This window comes from Winogradskyella costae (assembly GCF_013403865.1).
GTDB classification, from domain to species: Bacteria; Bacteroidota; Bacteroidia; order Flavobacteriales; family Flavobacteriaceae; genus Winogradskyella; species Winogradskyella costae.
Genome location: NZ_JABFDK010000001.1, coordinates 304,122 through 324,668 on the forward strand (window position 1 = coordinate 304,122; position 20,547 = coordinate 324,668).

Genomic DNA, 20,547 nt, shown 5'->3' on the forward strand with positions numbered 1-20,547 from the left:
AATATAAGTATATTGAATTTTTAATTTTAGTATACAAAAATAACATAATAAAGGTGAAAGTAAATTGACAAATGTCAGTATTTCATTATGATAACTTTACTCTAGGATCTAACCAAGCATAAATGATGTCTACAAAAATATTAATGGTAATAAATATAATTGCAATCACTAAAACAGCTCCCATTATTACGGGTAAATCTAAAGTATTCAGCGCATTTACAATTTCTTTTCCTAAGCCGTTCCATCCAAATATATATTCTACGAAAACAGCTCCTGCTAACATAGATGCAAACCAACCAGAAATTGCCGTAACTACAGGATTTAAAGCATTTTTAACCGCATGATTTTTAATCACCTGAAACTCGCTCAACCCTTTGGCTCTAGCGGTTCTTATATAATCTTGGTTTAAAACTTCTAATAATGAATTTCGCATTAACTGAATCACCACTGCTAACGGTCGAATACCTAATACGATTGCTGGTAAAATTAAATTTTTCCATTGAATATTCATTTTTTCACCAAAATCATCGAGTTCATATAAACTACCGGTCATTTCTAAATTAGTGTATTTATGTAATACGAAACCAAATAACCATGCAAACAAAATGGCACTAAAAAATGACGGTACACTCATCCCAAACGTACTTAAAATCTGAATGGCTTTATCGATCCAAGTGTCTTTGTGTAATGCTGAAATGATTCCAAAAATAATCCCCAACGCAATGGCGATTATAATAGCGGAAATTGCTAAAACGAACGTATTAGGAATGGTTTCACCAATAATATGACTTACTTTCTTTCCCTGTTTAGCAAAGGATTCTCTTAAATAAGGTGCTTTAATAACCGTAGTTATATTCCCAAAACCGAATAACCTTGTTGCTGTATATTTATTTGGTCCTAAATAGGTATAATCATTTTCGGCTTCAGAATGAAACGAAATAGGTGACAAATCATTAAGATAATATAAAAACTGCGTTCCAATAGGCTTATCAAATCCGTATTTCTTCTTTACCGCAGCAACCTGTTCTTCTGATTGGTTTTGTCCGAGCATCATTTTTGCAGGATCACCAAGCTTATTAAACAAAAAGAAAATGACGGTTATTACCCCCAGTAAGGTGATAAAGGCATAAAAGATTTTATTGATTAAATATCTTATCAAAAAATAGGTTGTTATAAATTCCGAAATGAGTTTAAATAGTATTAATCCGCAAACTAAGACTAAATACTGTGACTATTGATTACAATTCAATATCCTCAATATCATTCCAATGAGCTTTATTTACGACAGTTCCTTTATTTAATATGATAATTCCAGGATTTGCACGTACTATTGTTTTAACTACTTTTTCATCACACAGATAAATATCAAAATTAAAATTATACTCTGCTTTTGCTTGCGCTTTATCTGCAGCTCCAGATGATGATAAACCAATTACAGCATAGCCTTTTTTAATAGCTTCATCAGTAAATGATTTCAACTTTGCCATACCTTCAGCTTCACCTTTGGTAACATTATACATTGTAACCATTATTAATTTCTCTTGTTCTAAGAAATAACCGGTTAAATCTTCATCATCAGATTCTATAGAAAAATCTTGAATTGCAGGAATATACCCTTCATCTATAGTCTTGGTTTCTACTCCAACATACTCACCGTTTACACTAGGGTAACTTCCGTTAGTCACAAACTCTTGCTCTTCACCATTGACATTAAATGTCCAGGTATACTCTAAAATAGGCTTTTGAGCATTTTCTGGAACAGCCATTTCTTCAGGTAAATTTTTATCAATCGCATAAGCTCTAAAATCTATAGAAGGCAAATGCATTAATACATGGTATCCAAACCAAAGCGATACAATAAAACTCAATAGCGCGATCACTGTTGTTGGCAATTTTGAAAATAAAGGTTTGATATGTTTTACACCAAAAAACAAAATTAGAGTCAATACTAACAGTACCACATCTTTTGTAAAGCTTTCCCAAGGTGTTAATTTTAAGGCATCACCAAAGCAACCACAGTCTTTTACTTTATCAAAATAAGCCGAATAAAAGGTTAAAAAGGTAAAAAACACAATCATCAATAATAAACTCCAAACCGTAAATTTAGGTTTATAACCAATTAATAAGAAGATCCCTAAAACGACTTCAAATACCACAACCATTACTGAAATACCGAGGGCATACGGGATTAAAAATTCAATATTCAAAACATCTGAACTGAAGTATTCTTCTAATTTATAGGAAAACCCAAGCGGATCATTAAGTTTTATAAACCCTGAAATAATAAATAATATTCCTGTAAAAATTCTGCTAAGGTGCACTATATACTTCATATGCTTTTGTCATTCCCGCAAAATCAGGAATCTTTTTTTAGTTAGTTATCTTCAATTAAGTTATCACTTTTACTGTGCTCAGTGATCATTTTTAAATAATTAATCAGCTTCATTTAGGTGAATCATAGCAAAAATCGCATAATTAATCATGTCTTGATAATTAGCGTCAATACCTTCGCTAACAATCGTTTTCCCGGCGTTATCTTCAATCTGTTTTACACGCAATAGCTTTTGTAAGATTAGATCCGTCAAAGAACTTACACGCATATCTCTCCAAGCCTCTCCGTAATCGTGATTTTTATTGAGCATTAATTGTTTCGTTTCTGCTATTTTTTCATCATAAAGTTTAGCAGCTTCGTCGGTATTTAAATCGGGTTGTTCAACAACACCTTTTTCTAACTGAATTAAAGCCATTAAAGAATAATTAATAATGCCAATAAACTCACTTACCTCTCCCTCATCTACTTTTCTAACTGCATTTTGTTGCAATCCTCTAATACGCTGTGCTTTTATAAAAATTTGATCGGTTAAAGATGGCAATCTTAAAATTCGCCAAGCACTCCCATAATCACTCATTTTATTTACAAAAAGCGCTCTACATTTAGCGATAACAGCATCGTATTGTTTTGAAGTATCTTGCATCTATTACGTTATAATTTCCGTAAATTTCGCATAAATAAATTAGAAGTTCAAAGTTTGGGGTTTAAAGTTTTCTTAACGTCTTTTTTAGAGTAAACATGAATATAAATTGTAAAGGAAAATTAATCAATCTATCCACACCAAAAGTGATGGGCATATTGAATATTACACCAGATTCGTTTTTTGATGGTGGTAAATACAAGAATGAATCTGAAATTTTGGTTCAAGTTGAAACGATGCTGAACCATGGAGCTACTTTTATTGATATTGGTGGCTATAGTTCTCGACCAAATGCTGATGATGTATGTGAGGAAGAAGAATTGAATCGTGTTATACCAGTAATTAAATTAATCTTGAAACATTTCCCACATGCTTTAATCTCAATTGACACTTTCAGAAGTGTAGTTGCAAAGCAAAGTGTTGAAGCAGGAGCTGCATTAGTCAATGATATTTCAGCCGGAAAACTCGATGAGAACATGCTTTCTACCGTTGGAAAATTAGCTGTGCCTTATATTATGATGCATATTAAAGGGAATCCTAAAACCATGCAACAGCAAACGCAGTATGATGATTTAACTAAAGAGGTGATTGCTTATTTTGCGGAACGTATTGCAGCGGCTCACCAAGAAAAAATAAATGATATTATTATTGATCCTGGATTTGGGTTTTCAAAGACCGTTGAACAAAACTTTGAATTATTGAATCAACTAGAATTGCTTCAATTGGCTGACAAACCTATTTTAGCTGGCGTTTCAAGGAAATCTATGATTTACAAGACGCTAAATTCAACTTCTGAAGAAGCTTTAAATGGCACTACTGCTTTACACATGGTTGCGTTACAAAAAGGCGCAAAAATCTTACGTGTACACGACGTTAAAGAAGCTATGGAATGTGTGACGCTTTACAATCAGCTACAGAGTTAGTCTAAGACCTAGCAGGTTTTCAAAACCTTGCAGGTCTATACTATAAAATAAAAAACACAAAATATTAAATTATAACACAGAATGCGCTACATCTATTTACTAATTATTCTATCCCTATTTAGTTGCAACAACGAACGCACCTTACTCCTTCCTGAAATTAAAAATGCTGAAGTAACCGAAGTTTTAGACGTATCACCTGCTTATCTATTTTATGATGAATCTCAACCTGATTCTACTTTATTAAACCGAAAGAATTTAATTATCACCACCAATTGGTTAGTGAATGTAGATAAGCGATTAACGTTAGCGCAAGCGATTCCTCATATTAAATTCTTACAAGATAAAAAGCGGAATGCTGAAATGCATAAAAATGAAGATGCTAAAAATTATTTTACTTGTAATGATACGAGTATTGAGAGTTTGGGGTTTTTAGAGTTTACGGATGTTTTCTATGAGTTTTCTGAACCTATAGACGACGCTATTAATCTTCAAAATTTAGTCTCAGAAAAATTAAAAAGTAAAGCGACATCAACATCTTATTTTTTAGAAATACCGCTAAAAATTAATAACAAGAATAAAGCTAAAATTCAATTAGAGATTCAATCTTTTATAGAATTATTGGAGCTCAGCACTTCAATGTCCGAAGAAATGGTGATAAAAGGATATTCTCTTAATCTTTATTTTGAAGAAAATCTAAGCTTTCAAGATTACATTTCTATAAAAAGAGAATTATCTAAAATAAAATCTGATAAAATCAGAATTGATAATAACGAATTCATTTATTAAAAATAGACCTGTCAGTTTTTTGAAACCTCACAGGTCTTAATTATTACTAAGCATTTTCTTCGCTACTAAACATAAATTACTAAATTAGCAGAAACACCAACCTTTTGGAAAACTTACAACTTTGGGATTTTAGATTTATAGACTTTGTGGATGTCTTCCTTGTGGCTATCTTACTCTATTATATCTACAAACTTGTAAAAGGAACGGTTGCCATCAATATTTTTATTGGTATATTAATCATCTATTTCGCCTGGCGCTTAACTGATTACCTCAATATGCATATGCTTTACAGCATTTTTGATGGTTTTATGAAAGTTGGTATTATTGCTTTAATCGTTGTCTTTCAGCCAGAAATTAGAAAGTTTCTTCTTATGGTGGGTTCTACTAATATTAGTGGAAAGCGAAATCTCTTTAAAAACTTTAAATTTCTTAAAAACGACGATCAGACCTCAACTGATGTTGATTCTATTATTAATGCTTGTAATAAAATGGGAGCGTCCAATACCGGGGCTTTAATTGTTATTGAGCGTAACAACAACTTAGACTTCTTAACAAATACTGGAGATGAGATGAATATTTTAGTTTCTCAACCCATTATAGAAAGTATCTTTTTTAAAAATAGCCCATTACATGATGGCGCCATTATTATCGATAAAAACGTGGTAAAAGCCACACGTGTTATTCTTCCTGTTAACAATGAGAAAAATATCCCTGAACGTTTTGGCTTACGTCATAGGGCAGCCATTGGCATTACTGAAAAAACTGATGCCATAGCGCTTTGTGTAAGTGAAGAAACAGGTCAGATTTCTTATATTAAAAATGGCGAGTTTGAAATGTTTAAAAACACGGACGAACTTAGAGATAAAATCAAACACGATTTAGGTTAGTGAACTGTAAAAATTGTAATAAAACGCTTAAAGCATCACAGAAGTTTTGTGATGAATGTGGCGCGAAAATCATTCAAAATCGCTTAAAACCACAAGTATTAGCACAACAAGTTAATGAGCAGTTTATTTCTATAGACAATAAATTTCTTCGCACATTCATTGATCTTTTTAGACAACCAGAAACTGTAATCGTAGGTTATATTAATGGTACTCGAAAAAAGTATATTGATGTCCTTCAATATTTTGCAATTGCTTTAACATTAGCTGGTATTCAGGTCTTTTTACTTACTACATTTTTTAGAGACGCCTTAGATTTTACGCCAGAGTTTGCTAAAGCAATAGAAAACATGCCAGAGAAAAACATCAATTCGATGGCAGGTTTAAATCCCGATTTCTTCACAAAGCATCAAGGTTTAATATATATTTTGGGTGTTCCGGTTTCTTCATTAGCAACTTGGCTAGTGTATTTTATTCTTGGAGATAAGCGCTTTAATTTTACAGAACACCTCGTTATAAATCTTTATTATTCAGCTCAAATCATCATAATAACAGCTGTATTTAGCATATTGTTCTTAGTTATTGGTATGAATTATCTAATCGTATCAACTATTCTTGGCTTACCTACTTTTATCTATTTAGCATACGTATTAAAAAAAGTATTTAAAGAAGATTTTTGGAATACAGTTGCTAAATTTTTAATTGTGATGGTTTTTTATATGGTTATCTACTTTATCCTAATTACAATCGCGGCAATAGTTTTATTTTTTAATGGTTATTTTAAAATTTAAATTATGAATTGTAAAAACTGCCACACAGAGCTATTAACAAAAGACGACTACTGTAAATGCTGTGGCGGTAAAGTGATTAGAAATCGTTTAACTTTTAGAAATCTTTTTGAGCATCTGAGTGAAACCTTTTTTAATTATGATAACAAACTACTCAGAACCTTTATAAGACTATTTAATAGACCCGAAGACGTTATTGGAGACTACATTGAAGGTGTACGTAAAAAATATGTAAACCCTATTAGTTACTTAGGAATTGCATTAACGCTTACTGGTATTATTATATACTTAATGAAGCGAAGTACACTAGAGGTAAACTATGATGTATTTAATCAAGGCATGAACCAGAATTACATGGCAAAAATACAGTCATTAACAACTGAATATGCATCGTTAATTTTTATTTCCTATATTCCTTTATTGGTTGCAGCAAGCTGGCTAATTTTAAAAAAACGAAACTACAACATTACAGAAAGAACCGTTGCCTTCACCTATTTAATGGCTCAATATAGCATCACAAGCATTATCCCATCCATCTTTATTCTAATTATAGTGCCACAAGCCTATATGACTTATTCTATATTTGCACTTACATTTCTAATATTATATTTGCTATGGAGTTTATTCAGAATAAGTAAAATTCATGGCTTTGAATTTATAGGTCAGATTATGGTATTCTTGTCTTTTTTTGGCGTTCTGTACATTTTTTATATTATCGGACTCATGATTATTGCCTTATTAACGGGACTGATTAATCTTGAAGATTTTAAACCAAATTAAATAAGATTAAGCCACTTCAACCTTTAAAAACTGAACTTCATAAAGATTTTTGTAATAACCCCCGTCTTGTTTTAACAATGATTGATGCGTTCCGATTTCAACAATTTCACCAGCATCCATAACAATAATTTTATCCGCTTGCTGAATCGTTGCTAATCGGTGAGCAATCACAATAGAAGTTCGTCCTTTTGTGATTTTATCGGTCGCATCTTGTATAAGCTGCTCAGAATAAGAATCTACTGAAGAGGTGGCTTCATCTAGAATTAAAATACTCGGATTGGTCACGTAAGCCCTTAAAAACGAAATTAATTGACGTTGACCAGAAGATAACATTACCCCACGTTCTTTAACATTGTAATGATATCCATTAGGTAGACTGGAAATAAACTCATGAATTCCGATTGCTTTAGCAGCGTTTACAACATCGGCTTCTGTAATGTTAGGATTATTAAGCGAGATATTATTTAAAATAGTATCCGCAAATAAAAACACATCTTGTAACACTACGGCAATTTGATTTCTGAGCGAGGTTAAGGTCATATCTTTAATATCTGTATCATCAACTTTTATAGTTCCTGAATTGATATCATAAAACCGATTTAACAAATTGATAATTGTGGATTTCCCTGCGCCTGTTGCCCCAACTATAGCAACGGTTTCACCAGCTTTAACATTAAACGAAATACCTTTAAGAACTTCTTCATCTTTATTATAAGAGAATCGTACATCTTCAAATGAAATATATCCTTTAAAATGACTAGCTTCAATAGTACCAGAATCATCAATATTAGACGTTGTATCTAACACTTTAAACACACGATCTGCAGCGACCATTCCCATTTGAAGCGTATTAAATTTGTTTGCAATTTGATTTAAAGGTCTAAACAACATCGGTATAAACATGGTAAACGCAATTAAATCTCCCAGGGTTGTACCCGCATTTTCAGAAACGGCACTATAACCGCCAACCAAAATAACCATCGCCATAGTTAAAGACGCTAAAAATTCTGCAATAGGAAAGAAAATAGAATTATACCACACTGTTTTTAACCACCCCTTTTTATGACGTTCGTTAATAGCTTTAAATTTTCTATATTCAGCTGTTTCACGGGTAAACAACTGTAGTATTTTCATTCCTGTAACACGCTCCTGAACAAAAGAATTCAGGTTAGACACTTCCGTCCGCACGTCCTCAAAAGCAATTTTCATATACTTCTGAAAAATCTTAGTTGCAAATAATACAATTGGCATTGTAACAAAAACAATAAGACTCAATTTTAAATTTATAAATGACATAAACCCTGCGACTACAATCATTTTCAAAATATCACTAAAAATCATGAATAAGCCTTCACCGAAAATATCAGCAATTCGCTCCATATCCGTGACTGCCCTGGTTATTAAAACACCTACAGAAGATTTATCAAAATAAGTCATTTTAAATTTAAGCATATGCTTAAACAATTTCACCCTAATATCTCTAACTACAGATTGCCCTAACCAACTCGCATAGTAGATAAAAAGCAACTGAGATATTACTTCTAAAATAAGCAACGCCAACATTACTACCATGTAAATTACGAAGCCATGATATTCTTTATTAGCAATTTTAACGTCAATAGCTTCTTTTAAGACATAAGGTCTAAATGCACCAAACATGGCTAAACCAACAACACAAAATAGTGAAATAATAAAAACAGAACGATACGGTTTTATGTATTTTAATAAACGTGTAAATAAGGATATATCAAATATTTTTTTCTTTTTTTCTGTCATTTTATTCCGAACTTGTTTCGGTATATTTTCCGCTAACACGGAAGTTTCGTTTATTAATTAACGTTCTAATTTAATGGTTTCAGGATATATAATTTTCACTAAATACAAGCCATGCGCAGGAACTGAAAACCCGGCTTTACTCCTGCTTTTAGAATCGATAATAGCATGTAATTCCTCAGCTTTCATTTTTCCCAAACCAATATTTACCATCGTACCAACAATGGCCCTAACCATATTTCTTAAAAACCGATCCGCAGTTATTGTAAAAACAAGTTGCCCATTATTGTTGGTCCAGTGAGCCTCTTTTATATCACAATTATACGTTTTTACATCCGTATTCGTTTTTGAAAAGCATTGAAAATCTTTATACTGAAATAGGATTTTACAAGCTTCGTTCATCGCTTCAATATCTAAAGACGATTGTACCTGATAAGCAAAATCGTAATTAAATACATTTTTGACGGTCGAAATTTTATAGTTATATGTCCTACTTTCTGCGTAAAATCGGGCATGGATCTCTGGCTTAACTTCAAAAACAGTGGTGATGGCCACATCTTTAGGTAAGAATGAATTTAGTTTATAAACAATGTCTATAGATTTAAAATCACCATCATAATCGAAATGTGCAAACATCTGTGAAGCATGCACACCTGTATCCGTTCTGCCTGCACCCATTATAGATATTTTAGCACTTAAGATGGTAGAGAGCGCTTTTTCTATTACCTCTTGTACAGAAATTGCATTAGGTTGATTTTGCCAACCATGATATGCTTTACCATTATATGATAACTCTAAAAAATATCTCAAAAGATTACATTATTTTTGCTTCGGAAGCTACAAAGATAAAGGTTTTAATTCCTAAAAAAATGCTAAAGTATAAAGTTATAGATTTCCGATTTCTAGGAAAATGAATATGAAAAAAATCCTCCTTTTATCAGACACACATAGTTATATTGATGATGCTATTCTAAACCATGTAAAACAGGCTGACGAAGTTTGGCATGTAGGCGACATTGGAGATTTAGATGTTACGGATCAAATAAAAAAATTAAAACCTCTACGAGCGGTATATGGCAATATCGATGATGCTAAAGCGCGCAGTGAGTTTCCGCTTCACAACCGTTTTATGTGTGAAGATGTTGATGTTTGGATGACTCATATTGGAGGTTACCCTCCAAGGTATAATAACATTGTTAGAGACGCATTAGTTGCAAATCCACCAAAATTATTTATCACGGGACATTCACACATCCTAAAAGTAATGCCAGATAAAAAACTAAATCTTATACATATGAATCCAGGAGCAGCTGGTAAACATGGCTTTCATAAAGTACGAACGATGTTAAGATTTAAAATTGATGGTGCAGCTATTAAAGACCTGGAAGTTATAGAGTTTGAGACGAGGTAATTATAATACAGAATTACTTCTTAGCGCTTTTTACACTGTAAATTAATCCCAAAATTGCGGTTCCAATACCTACAAATAATGATGTTACCAAAGTAAACGAAGCCAATTTATACAGTAAAAAACTTAAAGCCAAAGCGGCTAATACATGTAAGAAAACTTGTTTTATCATGTGTATAGTTTATTAATTAGAGATGCACAGAGCCGATACTAAATTAAGAAATATTATAAAAAAAGCATAAATTTTAAATTGAAAAGATATAATAATAAAAAAACCCAGACGGCAGAGTCTGGGTTTTTCACACTAATACTACTAAGATTTTAGGTCTATCGTAATCGATCTACAGATTTCACGAGATCTTCATCCTTCTTAATAGCCTTGTTAGCCAAGACTAAACACACAATAGAAAAAATAGGAAGAAGAATCCCAATACCTTTCTCAGAAACGTTAATTTCTCCAGATAAGCTTAGCGATTGATATACAAAGATTCCTAGTAAAATAAAGTTTAATATTATATTAAGTCGCCCCAAAACAAATTGAGATTTCCTGTCTTTAAATCTAAATATTGATGTCAAAGCTAATAAAGCTGAGCCTAAAAACAAACCTAAATACAAATAATTATTTATAGCGTATACTTTTAGTCCTTCATTGTCCGTCCATAAATGAAAGACAAATATTAAACCTCCTGAAATAATAACAGTTAAAAGTAAATACAGAGTTTGAATGCGTTGAATCATATCTTTTATTAAAAAAGCTCTGCAAAATTAGGAGTTTATTTTTTAAAAAGATAGAAATTATTTTAAAATAAAATTGTATTATTGCAATAGAAAGAAGTAACGTACTGAGTTGCATCCTCCTAATCTTCCAAATTAATCTCACTTTTTTTCTTTTTATTTCATTTAGAAAATATTGAATTAATAATATCAAAATTATAATACATATACAACATACAGAATGTTTGAAATTTCTCAGTTAAAGGCTAAAAAACTTCCTGAATTACAGGAGATAGCAAAACAACTAAACGTACCTAAATACCGTACACAAAAGAAGCTAGACTTGGTTTATCAAATTTTAGATTACCAAGCTGCTAATCCTAGTGCTGTTAAAGCCAATGTAGCTACTGAAACTTCACCTGCCGCAAAGCCACAGCAAGATAAACCGGCTCCAAAACGCGCTAGAGTTCCACAAAAAGCGAAAGATCCTAAAGAACAAAAACCTTTAGAGTCAACGGAAAAAAAAGAGGACATTAAACCGAAACCTCAGACTCCAAATAAACCTAATCCTCGCAAACCTCAGGAGCGCAAGCCACAGGAAAACAAGACTAACGAGGACAAAACTAACACGGATAAACCCGTTAAGAAACCTCAAGAACAAAAGAAGCCTAATCCTCGTAAAGACGACAAAAGACGTCCACAAAACAACGAGAACAGACAACCACGCGCTAAGGATGGTAACACACATGGCAATTCGAAAAGTAATGGAAACAAGGATAGCAGAAACCGCTACCGCGAGCCCGATTTTGAATTCGATGCGATCATTGAAAGTGAAGGTGTTTTAGACATTATGCAAGATGGATATGGTTTTTTAAGATCTTCGGATTATAATTACCTATCCTCTCCTGATGATATTTATGTATCTCAGTCCCAAATTAGATTATTTGGATTAAAAGTCGGTGATACTGTATTAGGAAATGTACGTCCACCAAAGGAAGGCGAAAAATATTTTCCTTTAATTAAGGTGAGCAAAATTAACGGTCAGTTGCCTAATGTGGTAAGAGACAGAGTTGCTTTTGAACATTTAACACCATTATTTCCACAAGAGAAATTTAATATCGCAGAAAAGCAAGCCACGATTTCTACGCGTATTATGGATTTGTTCGCACCAATTGGTAAAGGACAACGTGGTATGATTGTATCGCAACCAAAAACGGGTAAAACAATGCTACTAAAGGATGTTGCCAATGCTATTGCAGCGAATCATCCTGAGGTTTATCAAATGATTTTATTAATTGATGAACGTCCTGAGGAAGTTACAGATATGCAACGTAATGTTAGTGGAGAAGTGATCGCTTCTACTTTTGATAAAGAAGCACACGAGCATGTGAAAATTGCAAATATCGTTTTAGAAAAAGCAAAACGCTTGGTAGAATGTGGCCATGATGTGGTGATTCTTTTAGATTCAATTACACGTTTAGCAAGAGCTTATAACTCTGTACAACCAGCATCTGGTAAAATTCTTTCTGGTGGTGTCGATGCTAATGCGCTACACAAACCAAAACGTTTCTTTGGTGCTGCACGTAATATTGAAAATGGTGGTTCATTAACCATTATAGCGACTGCATTAACTGAAACAGGTTCTAAAATGGACGAAGTAATCTTTGAAGAATTTAAAGGAACGGGTAACATGGAACTACAATTAGATCGTAAGATTTCTAACCGTCGTATTTTCCCCGCTATCGATTTAACATCATCGAGTACAAGACGTGATGATATTTTATTAGACGCAACTACAATTCAAAGAATGTGGGTGATGCGTAAGTATCTTGCGGATATGAACCCAGTTGAAGCAATGGAATTTATTAATGACCGCTTTAAGCAAACAAGAAATAATGAAGAGTTCTTAATTTCTATGAACGGCTAAAAGTCTAAATATATAAAACTAAAAAAAACCTTGAATTTATCGTTCAAGGTTTTTTTTATGTTTTTTCTAATTGAGTTAAACCCTAGGTTTATCAATTCCTCTATCGTACATCACTATACTACCCGCTACGGAAACATTGAGACTTAAGTACGATTGAAATTTTACTAAAAAATGACTTTTTTCAATTGCCTGGTGAGACAATCCGTGATCTTCTGCACCTAATAAATACACACATCTCCTTGGATGATTAAACGTTTCTAAAGGTGCAGCCTCTTTTGTTAGCTCTACCCCAACAAGCCTTGCTCCTTTGGGGATGTTATTAAAGAATTCTTCAAAAGTGTCATAATGAAAGTAGGGCATTGACTTTACTGCATTGTGCGTATCACATGCTTGTTTAGCATAACGATTACCTATTGTAAAAATAAAACTTGCTCCTAAATTCTGTGCTGATCTCCAAAGCACACCTAAATTTTCTGGTGTTTTTCCATTCTGAATCCCTATTCCGAAGAATTCATTTATAAAATTATCATTCATAAGTCAAAAATAGAAATTTGCATTATTTTTTGGTTATGAATTTATAAAAAAGAAGTTGTATGAATATCTTAATTGATATTTATACAACCTCCATCTGATATATATTATGCTGTTACAGCTAACTTAACCTTTATATTATTCAATAATTCCAATAATGTCAAGTTGAGTGCAGCCGAAGTATTAAATCCCTATAATTATTAGACCGCACTCAATGTGACTCTTCAACATTGCTACTTTTTCACTTTCTTTTTTGTATATATTATGCTGTTGCAGCTAACTTAATGTTTTGCTTATACTCAATTGGTGAGCAATTGTATTGCGCTTTAAATATTTTAGAAAAGTAACTTCTACTTGAAAAACCAAGAGAATATACAATCTCTGAAATATTTAAATCTGTGTTTTTAATTAGTTCTTCAGATTTTTTTACTCTTACGGATCTGATAAAATTATTTAACGTTTTACCGTGCATTAACTTAAATCCTTCTTGCACTTTAGCCGGACTTATAGAAATCTTTGCTGCTAATTCCGTTACACTTAAATTCGTTTCAGGGAAATTATTAATAAAATCTGATAATTCTTTTACTTGTTTTAATTCAAAACTAGTTAATGATCCTGTAGGGTTTTGAGAACTTTTTACATCCATTGAGTGTTGTTCTATTTCCATTGCTAATATAAAATTAACTAAACCTTGGATCAATAATGTTTTTACTACACCATCCTGTTTAATCGCCTTTAACTGCTTAATGTTTTCTGCGATTTTTAAGTTATAAGAGCCTACATAACAATAGTCTGCTGTTTTTCCAGAGATAAAAAGTTCTGAGACCATACTGTTAATATGATGCTTAGCTGAACTCTTTTCAGATGTATTAACTGAAATAATTGTAGAGTTAACATAAACATCTTTAAAAAAGCTAATATGATTTTCGTTCGTTTTTATATTGGCAGATATACCTGTTTGGAAAGTCTCGACCGTATCTGAAGTTACGTTGTTATTAAACGAATGCTTTAACTTCCCTTCTGAACAATATAAAAAGTTAACAACTGATCGTTTTGAACTTTCCACTATAAACTTTACGTCTTCCTTAAATTTTACATCGAACTCAATAAATACAGTATGTCTTTCTAATTCTATCCCTCTAATTAGGCCTACACCTAACTCGTTATCAATTTTTAATTCAACTTCTCTTCGGTTTGTTGTAAAAGTTCCACCAACTTCATTATTTAAAGCGTGAAACATAACTTGTAAATTATTTGCTTTAATCTCTATAGTTTTCATATGTGTTTATTTTTGGTTAGATAGTAATTTTTAAAAATCCTATTACTTTTAGTAATATAGATTTTAAATATTGTTTGCTTAAAAGGACTTTCTTGTGCTTACAACAGCATTCAATTTTGAATAGTCTAGATCTGAATAAGCAGCCTCAAATTTGCGTTTTGGAAAAATTCTTCCCACTCTTGCAAACTGCTTTTGTAAATGTTTAGATGTGATTTTCATGGTATGATGGATTAGGTTATTTTTCTTATGTCAAAGTAACGAACTCTTCAGGCTTGTTGTGTTATACAATTCCTTCCTTTTGTTACATTATTGCGAAATAGTGTTAAACAAAACATAAAAAGCAATAGACTAGATGACTTTTGGATAAAGTCTGAACTCATCATAATCCCGTCTTATACATACATATAACAAGGCGGCTTAATAAAATGAAAAATGGAGAAAGCTATGAAATCAGAAAATTTGAATTTGTATGACTTCAAGAGTAATGAAAGTTAATCCTTAGAATTAGTCTTACTAATAACTAAAAATAAAATAACAGCTACGATTAGCAAAATGTGGATAAGAGCAGACAAGGCATAAACAAAAAATCCTATGGCCCAAAGGATAACTAATAGAACTAAAAACGTATAAAGAAAAGTCTTCATGGTGGTAAAGCAATTTTATTCAGAGCTCTAACACGTTAATAAAATTTGCCATAAACAGGTTAATAAAAATTAGTTTAAGCAGTTATCTAGATGTAGAACACGAAACTTCCAACAAATATGCCGAATTGAGAATAGAGCGTGTTATACAATTTTATAAAATGTTTATACTATTTTAAAAATGCGCTTAATTTATATCATTTTAGAAATGGCAAATAAATAGTAAACGAGGCACCTCCGTTAGGGTGACCCTCGGCCATTATAACTCCTTTATGATTTTCTACAATTTTTTTACAAATTGCTAAACCAATGCCTGTACCTGAATATTCAGATTTACCGTGAAGTCTATTAAAGAGTAAAAAGATTTTTTCGGCATAAGCTTGCTCAAATCCAATACCATTATCCTTAAAGGTAATTTTATGATGATACTTATATAAAGAGTCCTTTATCTCGTTTATATCTTTAGAAAGCACCTCTTGATGCGTAATTTCAATTACTGGTGGTACTTTATCTTTACTGTACTTTAAGGAATTACTTATTAAATTAATGAATAGTTGTTGGATTTGAAATGAAATAACCTCCATAGTTGGTAAATCATCACATATAATTTTGGCATGTTTCTCTTCAATACTATCTATAAGCTCTGTTTTAGCATGTTCTAGTAGCATGTTCATATTCGTTTTCAAATATTCTTTTTCGGATGTATTTGTTCGAGAATATTGTAATAAATCTTCAATAAGCATACGCATTCTAGCAGATGCGGACTTCATTCTTTGAATATATACTTGCCCGCTTTCAGAAATATGATCTTTCTCTTTACTTTCTAATCGCGACATAAAAGTCTGAATCTTTCTTAAAGGCTCTTGTAAGTCATGACTCGCAACATAATTAAAAGCAGACAACTCTTTATTGGTACGCTCCAACTCCTGGTTGCGCTGCTCAATAATACGATAGTTCTCAACTTCATTTGTAGCATCAATCGTTACCCCTAACATTTTTGCGTCACCTTCAGTATCATCCATAAGTTTAGAATACGCTTTTAAATGTCTAATGGTCCCATCTCTATGCACTACCCTAAAACTTGTAAAGGGTAATTCTTCCTCTCGCATCATCATATTGACTTGCTCTCCTAAATTACTAATATCCTCTTCGTGTACGTAATTGTAAAAATTTTCTAATGTTGGCTCAAAACTTTGTGGTTCTTCACCTATTAAACGATACAAATTATCTGAAAACTCAAATTCATTGTCTTCAATATACCACACCCAAGTACTAGTATTGCTCACAATCTCGGATTGCTTAGTGAGTTTTTCAAAGATTTCCAATTCGACATTACTCTCTTTCAAAGCCTTTAAATCCGTAGTCATTTTAACATAAGCTAATAAAAGAATAATCAAAGTAACGATTAATAATCCATAAAAAAACAAAGGTGTTAAACCTATCTTTTTTTCATTAACTTCTTGGTTATGGGTTAATAAACGCTGCTCTAAAGCTAACATTTCAGTAATGTCTGCACGGATTCTATCCATCCTTATTTCACCTTCATGAAGTAAGAATAATAAATCTCGCGTTAGTATTGAATCGTCATTAGCAAGACTAAAAGATTTATCAAAATTCTTAAATCTATTATTAATGTCTCCTTTTAACTGCTTCAATTTTTCTACTTGCTCTCCATTACTAACAATTAAAGTATCTAATTTGACAAGATTGCTAGTTACTTTTTGCAAACTCTCTTCATACGGATTAAGAAACAGAGAGTCGTGCGTTAGCAAAAAGCCTCTATGTCCTATTTCGGCATCCTTAAGGTTAGAAATAATAAGCTCTAACTCATTTCGTAACGAGTAATTATCCTTAACCACTTTAGATGTTTGGGATAGCTCACTAATATGTTTATACGTAAAACCTCCTATACATAAAATAACGAAAAGCCCGGCTATAAAAGCGGTTCTCAGATATTTATTTGAAGGTGTTGGCATAATTTATAATCTTAATAAAAAATTGTCTTTATTTAAACCACTAGTATGATATTGCCAATTAGTGGTGACGACCTCTGAAAGCACCTTTTTGAGCTTCTCAAAATCATTCGGTTTCTTAATGTATACATTAGCGCCTTTAACAAAGGTGTTTTCGATATCTTCTTCAGATGCTGATGTAGAGTATATAGCAATCACCATATCACTTAGTCGCTTGGTCGCTTTAATATCTTTTAGACATTCTAATCCTGACTTCTTAGGCATATTTAAATCTAAAAACAAAAGGCTTGGAAGCATGTTATCGGAATCATTTAAATATTCCATTAATTCTATACCATCCTTAAAAAGCAGAACTTTACTCTTAAGCTTTAACTCATCAAAGGCCTCCGTAAAGAAAAACCTATCATCTTCATCATCATCAGCCAATGCTATGTTAATATAATCGCTATTCATATTTACAAAAACTTCAGTTAAGTTAATTTATTTGTTTTCTCTTAGCAATAATTCGCTGAAAAGCTGACGGTGTAATACCCGTAGTATTTTTAAACTGTTTACTTAAATGTGCAACACTAGAATAGCTGAGTTTAAAGGCTATTTCGGTGAGCGAAAGTTCTTCGCTTGTCAATAGTATCTTTGTATACTCTATTTTCTGTAATATAATAAAATTTTCAATGGAAGTATAAGTCACTTCTGAAAATAGATTAGAGAGATAATTATAATTCTCTTCTAACTGCTCCGCTAAATACACAGACGTCTTAACTTGTATATCCCTTTCGTTAAAAACCATATCTACAATGACATCCTTTATTTTTTGAATGACAATTTTTTTAGGATCCTCTATAACCTCAATCCCAAAAGAATTGATATCATCATAAAACACCTTTAATTGTTCTTCTGAAGCTTTATCTATCAATTCTATTTCACCAAATGCTGTTTGCCGAAATTTTAATTGATGGGCCTGCAACTTCTGTTTTAAGACAGCATTGCAAACTTTAGTAAAATCGAATTTTAGCAATAATTTCATCGTCTAGCTTTGTTCTTTAGGTTGAACATAATCACTATTCAAATTTAATATTAAAATTCGCATATTTCATCATGTTATTTTAACGAATTATCAAATTCTGCAAAATAAATGATAACTTCATTAAATCGAATTCTTCAAAGTACAAAAAAGCCGATTAAACTAATCGGCTTTTTCTATGGTTAAAATTTAGATATTCATCTAAAATTCTGAATACTTAAATTTTTGACCACCAATTGAAACATCGGCCATTGCACCAGCTTTAGATTTCGCAAAAATGACAACACCATCATTATAATTGGCATTTTTACTAGCTCCTTTATCTACTATAACAGCTTTTGCTTCAGCAGAAAATTCAAAGTTTCCCTGCTTAAACTCATTGAATGCATCTTCTGTTTCAAAGAAAATGACTTGCATGTAGGCCTCTCCACCTGCTTGTAATCCGATATCTAATTTTTTCATATCAGCCATACCTGTTGGTACTCCACCTTCATAAACGACACCATTACCTGAAGCTGCTCCTACAATTAATGCTCCTTCTCCAACATTTGGAAATACGACATAACCAGTAGAATTACTAAAAAACTTCTCCAAGCCAACATCTGAACTCTTTAACATTGATTTTGCTTTTTCGGCATCTTTCATAACACGTTTGTCATCTTTATTTTGAGCAAATGCAAATACGGTTACAAACATCAATGCCATCGTTACTATAGAATTTCTAATTTTCATAATTTTAAATTTATTGGTTAAACATTTATTTAATTTAAAGAAAGTAATAAAACTAAACAGAGATAACTGCCTTTAACTTCCTTACCATAAAATTATGAGTATTAACTCTTCTTAGTTGATGCAATACAATTAATTATTGATGCTATTGGTGAGCAAACCATACCGATTAGAAAATGCGTTATAAGGATATATTGATAAGAAGACCATGTACAAGAAACGAAAAAGGCTTTCGATTTCTCGAAAGCCTTGTCTTACTTAGTAGCGGGAACTGGACTCGAACCAGTGACCTTCGGGTTATGAGCCCGACGAGCTACCTACTGCTCTATCCCGCGATGTTAATCAAAAAACGATTTTCTTAGCTTTTAACTTTCGGTTCATAATGCCGACATATCGTTTTGGGACTGCAAAGATAATACTTTTTTTAGAATACCAAAATATAAATCAAAAAAAACGCTCAAATAAAAGTTTATTTGAGCGTTAGCTTATGGCATTGATGGTTAATTATTAGTTATCATCCTCATCCTCAGAATCTAATGTTGCTAATGCACTATTTCTATTAACATCATCTAAATCAAAATCTACAATATTAGGAAACTTCTCTTTTAACGCTGCAAAGTTGCCTTTAAATTGGTTTTGTCCTAGTAGTAATGTTTTTAAATTGGTTAGCTGCGCTAATTCATTTGGTAACTCGCCATAGAATGCATTGTTAGATAAGACTAACTCTTCTAATTGCGCTAGTCCACCTATAGAAGCAGGTATCGTTCCTAATAATCTATTATCAAAAACGCTTAATACTTTTAAAGACTTTAAACTAGTTAAATTTGAAGGAAGATGACCTATTAGTTGGTTACTACTTAATATTAAACTTTCTAACTTTGTAAGGTTTCCTATTGATGAAGGAATCTCACCGACAAGATCATTATTAAATAATTCTAATGATTTTAATTTTCCTAGGTTTCCGATATCAGATGGAATTTTACCGTTAAAAACATTAGAGAATAATTTTAACTCTTCTAAGTTAATCATATGCACTAATGTATTTGGTAACTCACCTCCAATTTTATTAAAAGATAAATTAAGAGATTTTAAATAGGTCAGTTTTGAAATTGATTCTGGAAGGGTTCCATTTAAGCCATTAAAACTTAAATTTAATGAAACAATGTTTTCATTTTCTATAGTTATACCGAACCATTTTGAAACAGGTTGGTCTAAATCCCACGATTGCGTCCAAGAATCTCCATCAGTAGCATTGTATAAATCCACAAGTGCTGCTTTTTGATCTTTGGAAACTTCAGCAAAAGCAAATACTGAAACTAAACAGAATAATAATGATATTTTTAGTGTCTTCATAATAGTTGGGTTTTGCGGAGGGACACATTAACACCACGAATATAACTCCAATTACCACAAACTGC

Annotated in this window: 23 protein-coding genes and 1 tRNA gene; 7 read left to right on the plus strand and 17 right to left on the minus strand. The window is 32.0% G+C overall.

Annotated features, from left to right (window positions below; genetic code table 11):
• Window positions 1-85 precede the first annotated feature (85 nt).
• The 3 genes from HM986_RS01305 to HM986_RS01315 all read right to left on the minus strand — a co-directional run bounded on the left by HM986_RS01305 (window position 86) and on the right by HM986_RS01315 (window position 2,975).
• The gene (locus tag HM986_RS01305; protein WP_179333279.1) at window positions 86-1,159 is read right to left on the minus strand and encodes an ABC transporter permease; all 1,074 of its coding nucleotides are present in this window, start codon (window positions 1,157-1,159) and stop codon (window positions 86-88) included.
• 79 nt (window positions 1,160-1,238) lie between these two features.
• Window positions 1,239-2,333, minus strand: coding sequence for a BT_3928 family protein (locus HM986_RS01310; protein ID WP_179333280.1), 1,095 nt, complete (start codon window positions 2,331-2,333; stop codon window positions 1,239-1,241).
• Between the two features lie 99 nt (window positions 2,334-2,432).
• Entirely contained in the window at window positions 2,433-2,975 is a 543-nt protein-coding gene (locus HM986_RS01315; protein ID WP_179333281.1) for a DUF1599 domain-containing protein, read from the minus strand.
• A 95-nt stretch (window positions 2,976-3,070) separates the two neighbouring features.
• Between HM986_RS01315 and folP the strand changes: the two genes are divergently transcribed.
• The 5 genes from folP (at window position 3,071) to HM986_RS01340 (ending at window position 7,133) form a co-directional block, all read left to right on the plus strand.
• A complete protein-coding gene (folP, locus tag HM986_RS01320) occupies window positions 3,071-3,895 on the plus strand; it encodes a dihydropteroate synthase (protein WP_179333282.1) in 825 nt (274 codons plus the stop codon).
• An 81-nt stretch (window positions 3,896-3,976) separates the two neighbouring features.
• Window positions 3,977-4,681, plus strand: a complete 705-nt coding sequence (locus HM986_RS01325) for a hypothetical protein (RefSeq protein ID WP_179333283.1) — start codon at window positions 3,977-3,979, stop codon at window positions 4,679-4,681.
• A 104-nt stretch (window positions 4,682-4,785) separates the two neighbouring features.
• Complete coding sequence (gene cdaA, locus HM986_RS01330; RefSeq protein WP_179333284.1) at window positions 4,786-5,568, plus strand: diadenylate cyclase CdaA; 783 nt, start codon at window positions 4,786-4,788, stop codon at window positions 5,566-5,568.
• Entirely contained in the window at window positions 5,568-6,356 is a 789-nt protein-coding gene (locus tag HM986_RS01335) for a DUF3667 domain-containing protein (RefSeq protein WP_179333285.1), read from the plus strand. The genes cdaA and HM986_RS01335 overlap by 1 nt, the downstream gene beginning before the upstream one ends.
• A gap of 3 nt (window positions 6,357-6,359) precedes the next feature.
• On the plus strand, window positions 6,360-7,133 hold the full coding sequence (locus HM986_RS01340) for a DUF3667 domain-containing protein (protein WP_179333286.1): 774 nt from the start codon (window positions 6,360-6,362) through the stop codon (window positions 7,131-7,133).
• Window positions 7,134-7,139: 6 nt separating this feature from the next.
• On the opposite strand, the gene HM986_RS01345 is transcribed toward HM986_RS01340, so the two are convergent.
• Together HM986_RS01345 and truA are read right to left on the minus strand one after the other, a co-directional pair.
• Window positions 7,140-8,909, minus strand: a complete 1,770-nt coding sequence (locus tag HM986_RS01345; RefSeq protein ID WP_179333287.1) for an ABC transporter ATP-binding protein — start codon at window positions 8,907-8,909, stop codon at window positions 7,140-7,142.
• A gap of 57 nt (window positions 8,910-8,966) precedes the next feature.
• A complete protein-coding gene (gene truA, locus HM986_RS01350) occupies window positions 8,967-9,716 on the minus strand; it encodes a tRNA pseudouridine(38-40) synthase TruA (RefSeq protein ID WP_179333288.1) in 750 nt (249 codons plus the stop codon).
• Between the two features lie 106 nt (window positions 9,717-9,822).
• Between truA and HM986_RS01355 the strand changes: the two genes are divergently transcribed.
• The gene (locus HM986_RS01355; protein WP_179333289.1) at window positions 9,823-10,317 is read left to right on the plus strand and encodes a metallophosphoesterase family protein; all 495 of its coding nucleotides are present in this window, start codon (window positions 9,823-9,825) and stop codon (window positions 10,315-10,317) included.
• Window positions 10,318-10,330: 13 nt separating this feature from the next.
• On the opposite strand, the gene HM986_RS01360 is transcribed toward HM986_RS01355, so the two are convergent.
• Together HM986_RS01360 and HM986_RS01365 are read right to left on the minus strand one after the other, a co-directional pair.
• Complete coding sequence (locus tag HM986_RS01360) at window positions 10,331-10,486, minus strand: hypothetical protein (protein ID WP_179333290.1); 156 nt, start codon at window positions 10,484-10,486, stop codon at window positions 10,331-10,333.
• Between the two features lie 155 nt (window positions 10,487-10,641).
• A complete protein-coding gene (locus tag HM986_RS01365) occupies window positions 10,642-11,052 on the minus strand; it encodes a DUF4293 domain-containing protein (RefSeq protein WP_179333291.1) in 411 nt (136 codons plus the stop codon).
• 217 nt (window positions 11,053-11,269) lie between these two features.
• Between HM986_RS01365 and rho the strand changes: the two genes are divergently transcribed.
• Window positions 11,270-12,955: a transcription termination factor Rho gene (gene rho, locus HM986_RS01370; protein ID WP_179333292.1), complete on the plus strand. Its 1,686-nt coding sequence runs from the start codon at window positions 11,270-11,272 to the stop codon at window positions 12,953-12,955.
• 75 nt (window positions 12,956-13,030) lie between these two features.
• Here the strand turns inward: rho and HM986_RS01375 are convergent, their stop codons facing one another.
• The 10 genes from HM986_RS01375 to HM986_RS01420 all read right to left on the minus strand — a co-directional run bounded on the left by HM986_RS01375 (window position 13,031) and on the right by HM986_RS01420 (window position 20,482).
• On the minus strand, window positions 13,031-13,489 hold the full coding sequence (locus HM986_RS01375) for an RNA methyltransferase (RefSeq protein ID WP_179333293.1): 459 nt from the start codon (window positions 13,487-13,489) through the stop codon (window positions 13,031-13,033).
• A 259-nt stretch (window positions 13,490-13,748) separates the two neighbouring features.
• The gene (locus HM986_RS01380; protein WP_179333294.1) at window positions 13,749-14,765 is read right to left on the minus strand and encodes a helix-turn-helix domain-containing protein; all 1,017 of its coding nucleotides are present in this window, start codon (window positions 14,763-14,765) and stop codon (window positions 13,749-13,751) included.
• 78 nt (window positions 14,766-14,843) lie between these two features.
• A complete protein-coding gene (locus HM986_RS01385; protein WP_179333295.1) occupies window positions 14,844-14,984 on the minus strand; it encodes a hypothetical protein in 141 nt (46 codons plus the stop codon).
• Window positions 14,985-15,256: 272 nt separating this feature from the next.
• The gene (locus HM986_RS01390; protein ID WP_179333296.1) at window positions 15,257-15,409 is read right to left on the minus strand and encodes a lmo0937 family membrane protein; all 153 of its coding nucleotides are present in this window, start codon (window positions 15,407-15,409) and stop codon (window positions 15,257-15,259) included.
• Between the two features lie 194 nt (window positions 15,410-15,603).
• Entirely contained in the window at window positions 15,604-17,382 is a 1,779-nt protein-coding gene (locus tag HM986_RS01395; RefSeq protein WP_179333297.1) for a CHASE3 domain-containing protein, read from the minus strand.
• A 3-nt stretch (window positions 17,383-17,385) separates the two neighbouring features.
• A complete protein-coding gene (locus tag HM986_RS01400) occupies window positions 17,386-17,832 on the minus strand; it encodes a response regulator (protein ID WP_179333298.1) in 447 nt (148 codons plus the stop codon).
• Window positions 17,833-17,854: 22 nt separating this feature from the next.
• Complete coding sequence (locus tag HM986_RS01405) at window positions 17,855-18,403, minus strand: helix-turn-helix domain-containing protein (protein ID WP_179333299.1); 549 nt, start codon at window positions 18,401-18,403, stop codon at window positions 17,855-17,857.
• Window positions 18,404-18,601: 198 nt separating this feature from the next.
• Window positions 18,602-19,132, minus strand: a complete 531-nt coding sequence (locus tag HM986_RS01410) for a lipid-binding SYLF domain-containing protein (RefSeq protein ID WP_179333300.1) — start codon at window positions 19,130-19,132, stop codon at window positions 18,602-18,604.
• Between the two features lie 259 nt (window positions 19,133-19,391).
• A tRNA-Met gene (locus HM986_RS01415) sits at window positions 19,392-19,464 on the minus strand.
• 172 nt (window positions 19,465-19,636) lie between these two features.
• Complete coding sequence (locus tag HM986_RS01420; protein WP_179333301.1) at window positions 19,637-20,482, minus strand: leucine-rich repeat domain-containing protein; 846 nt, start codon at window positions 20,480-20,482, stop codon at window positions 19,637-19,639.
• Between the last annotated feature and the right edge of the window lie 65 nt (window positions 20,483-20,547).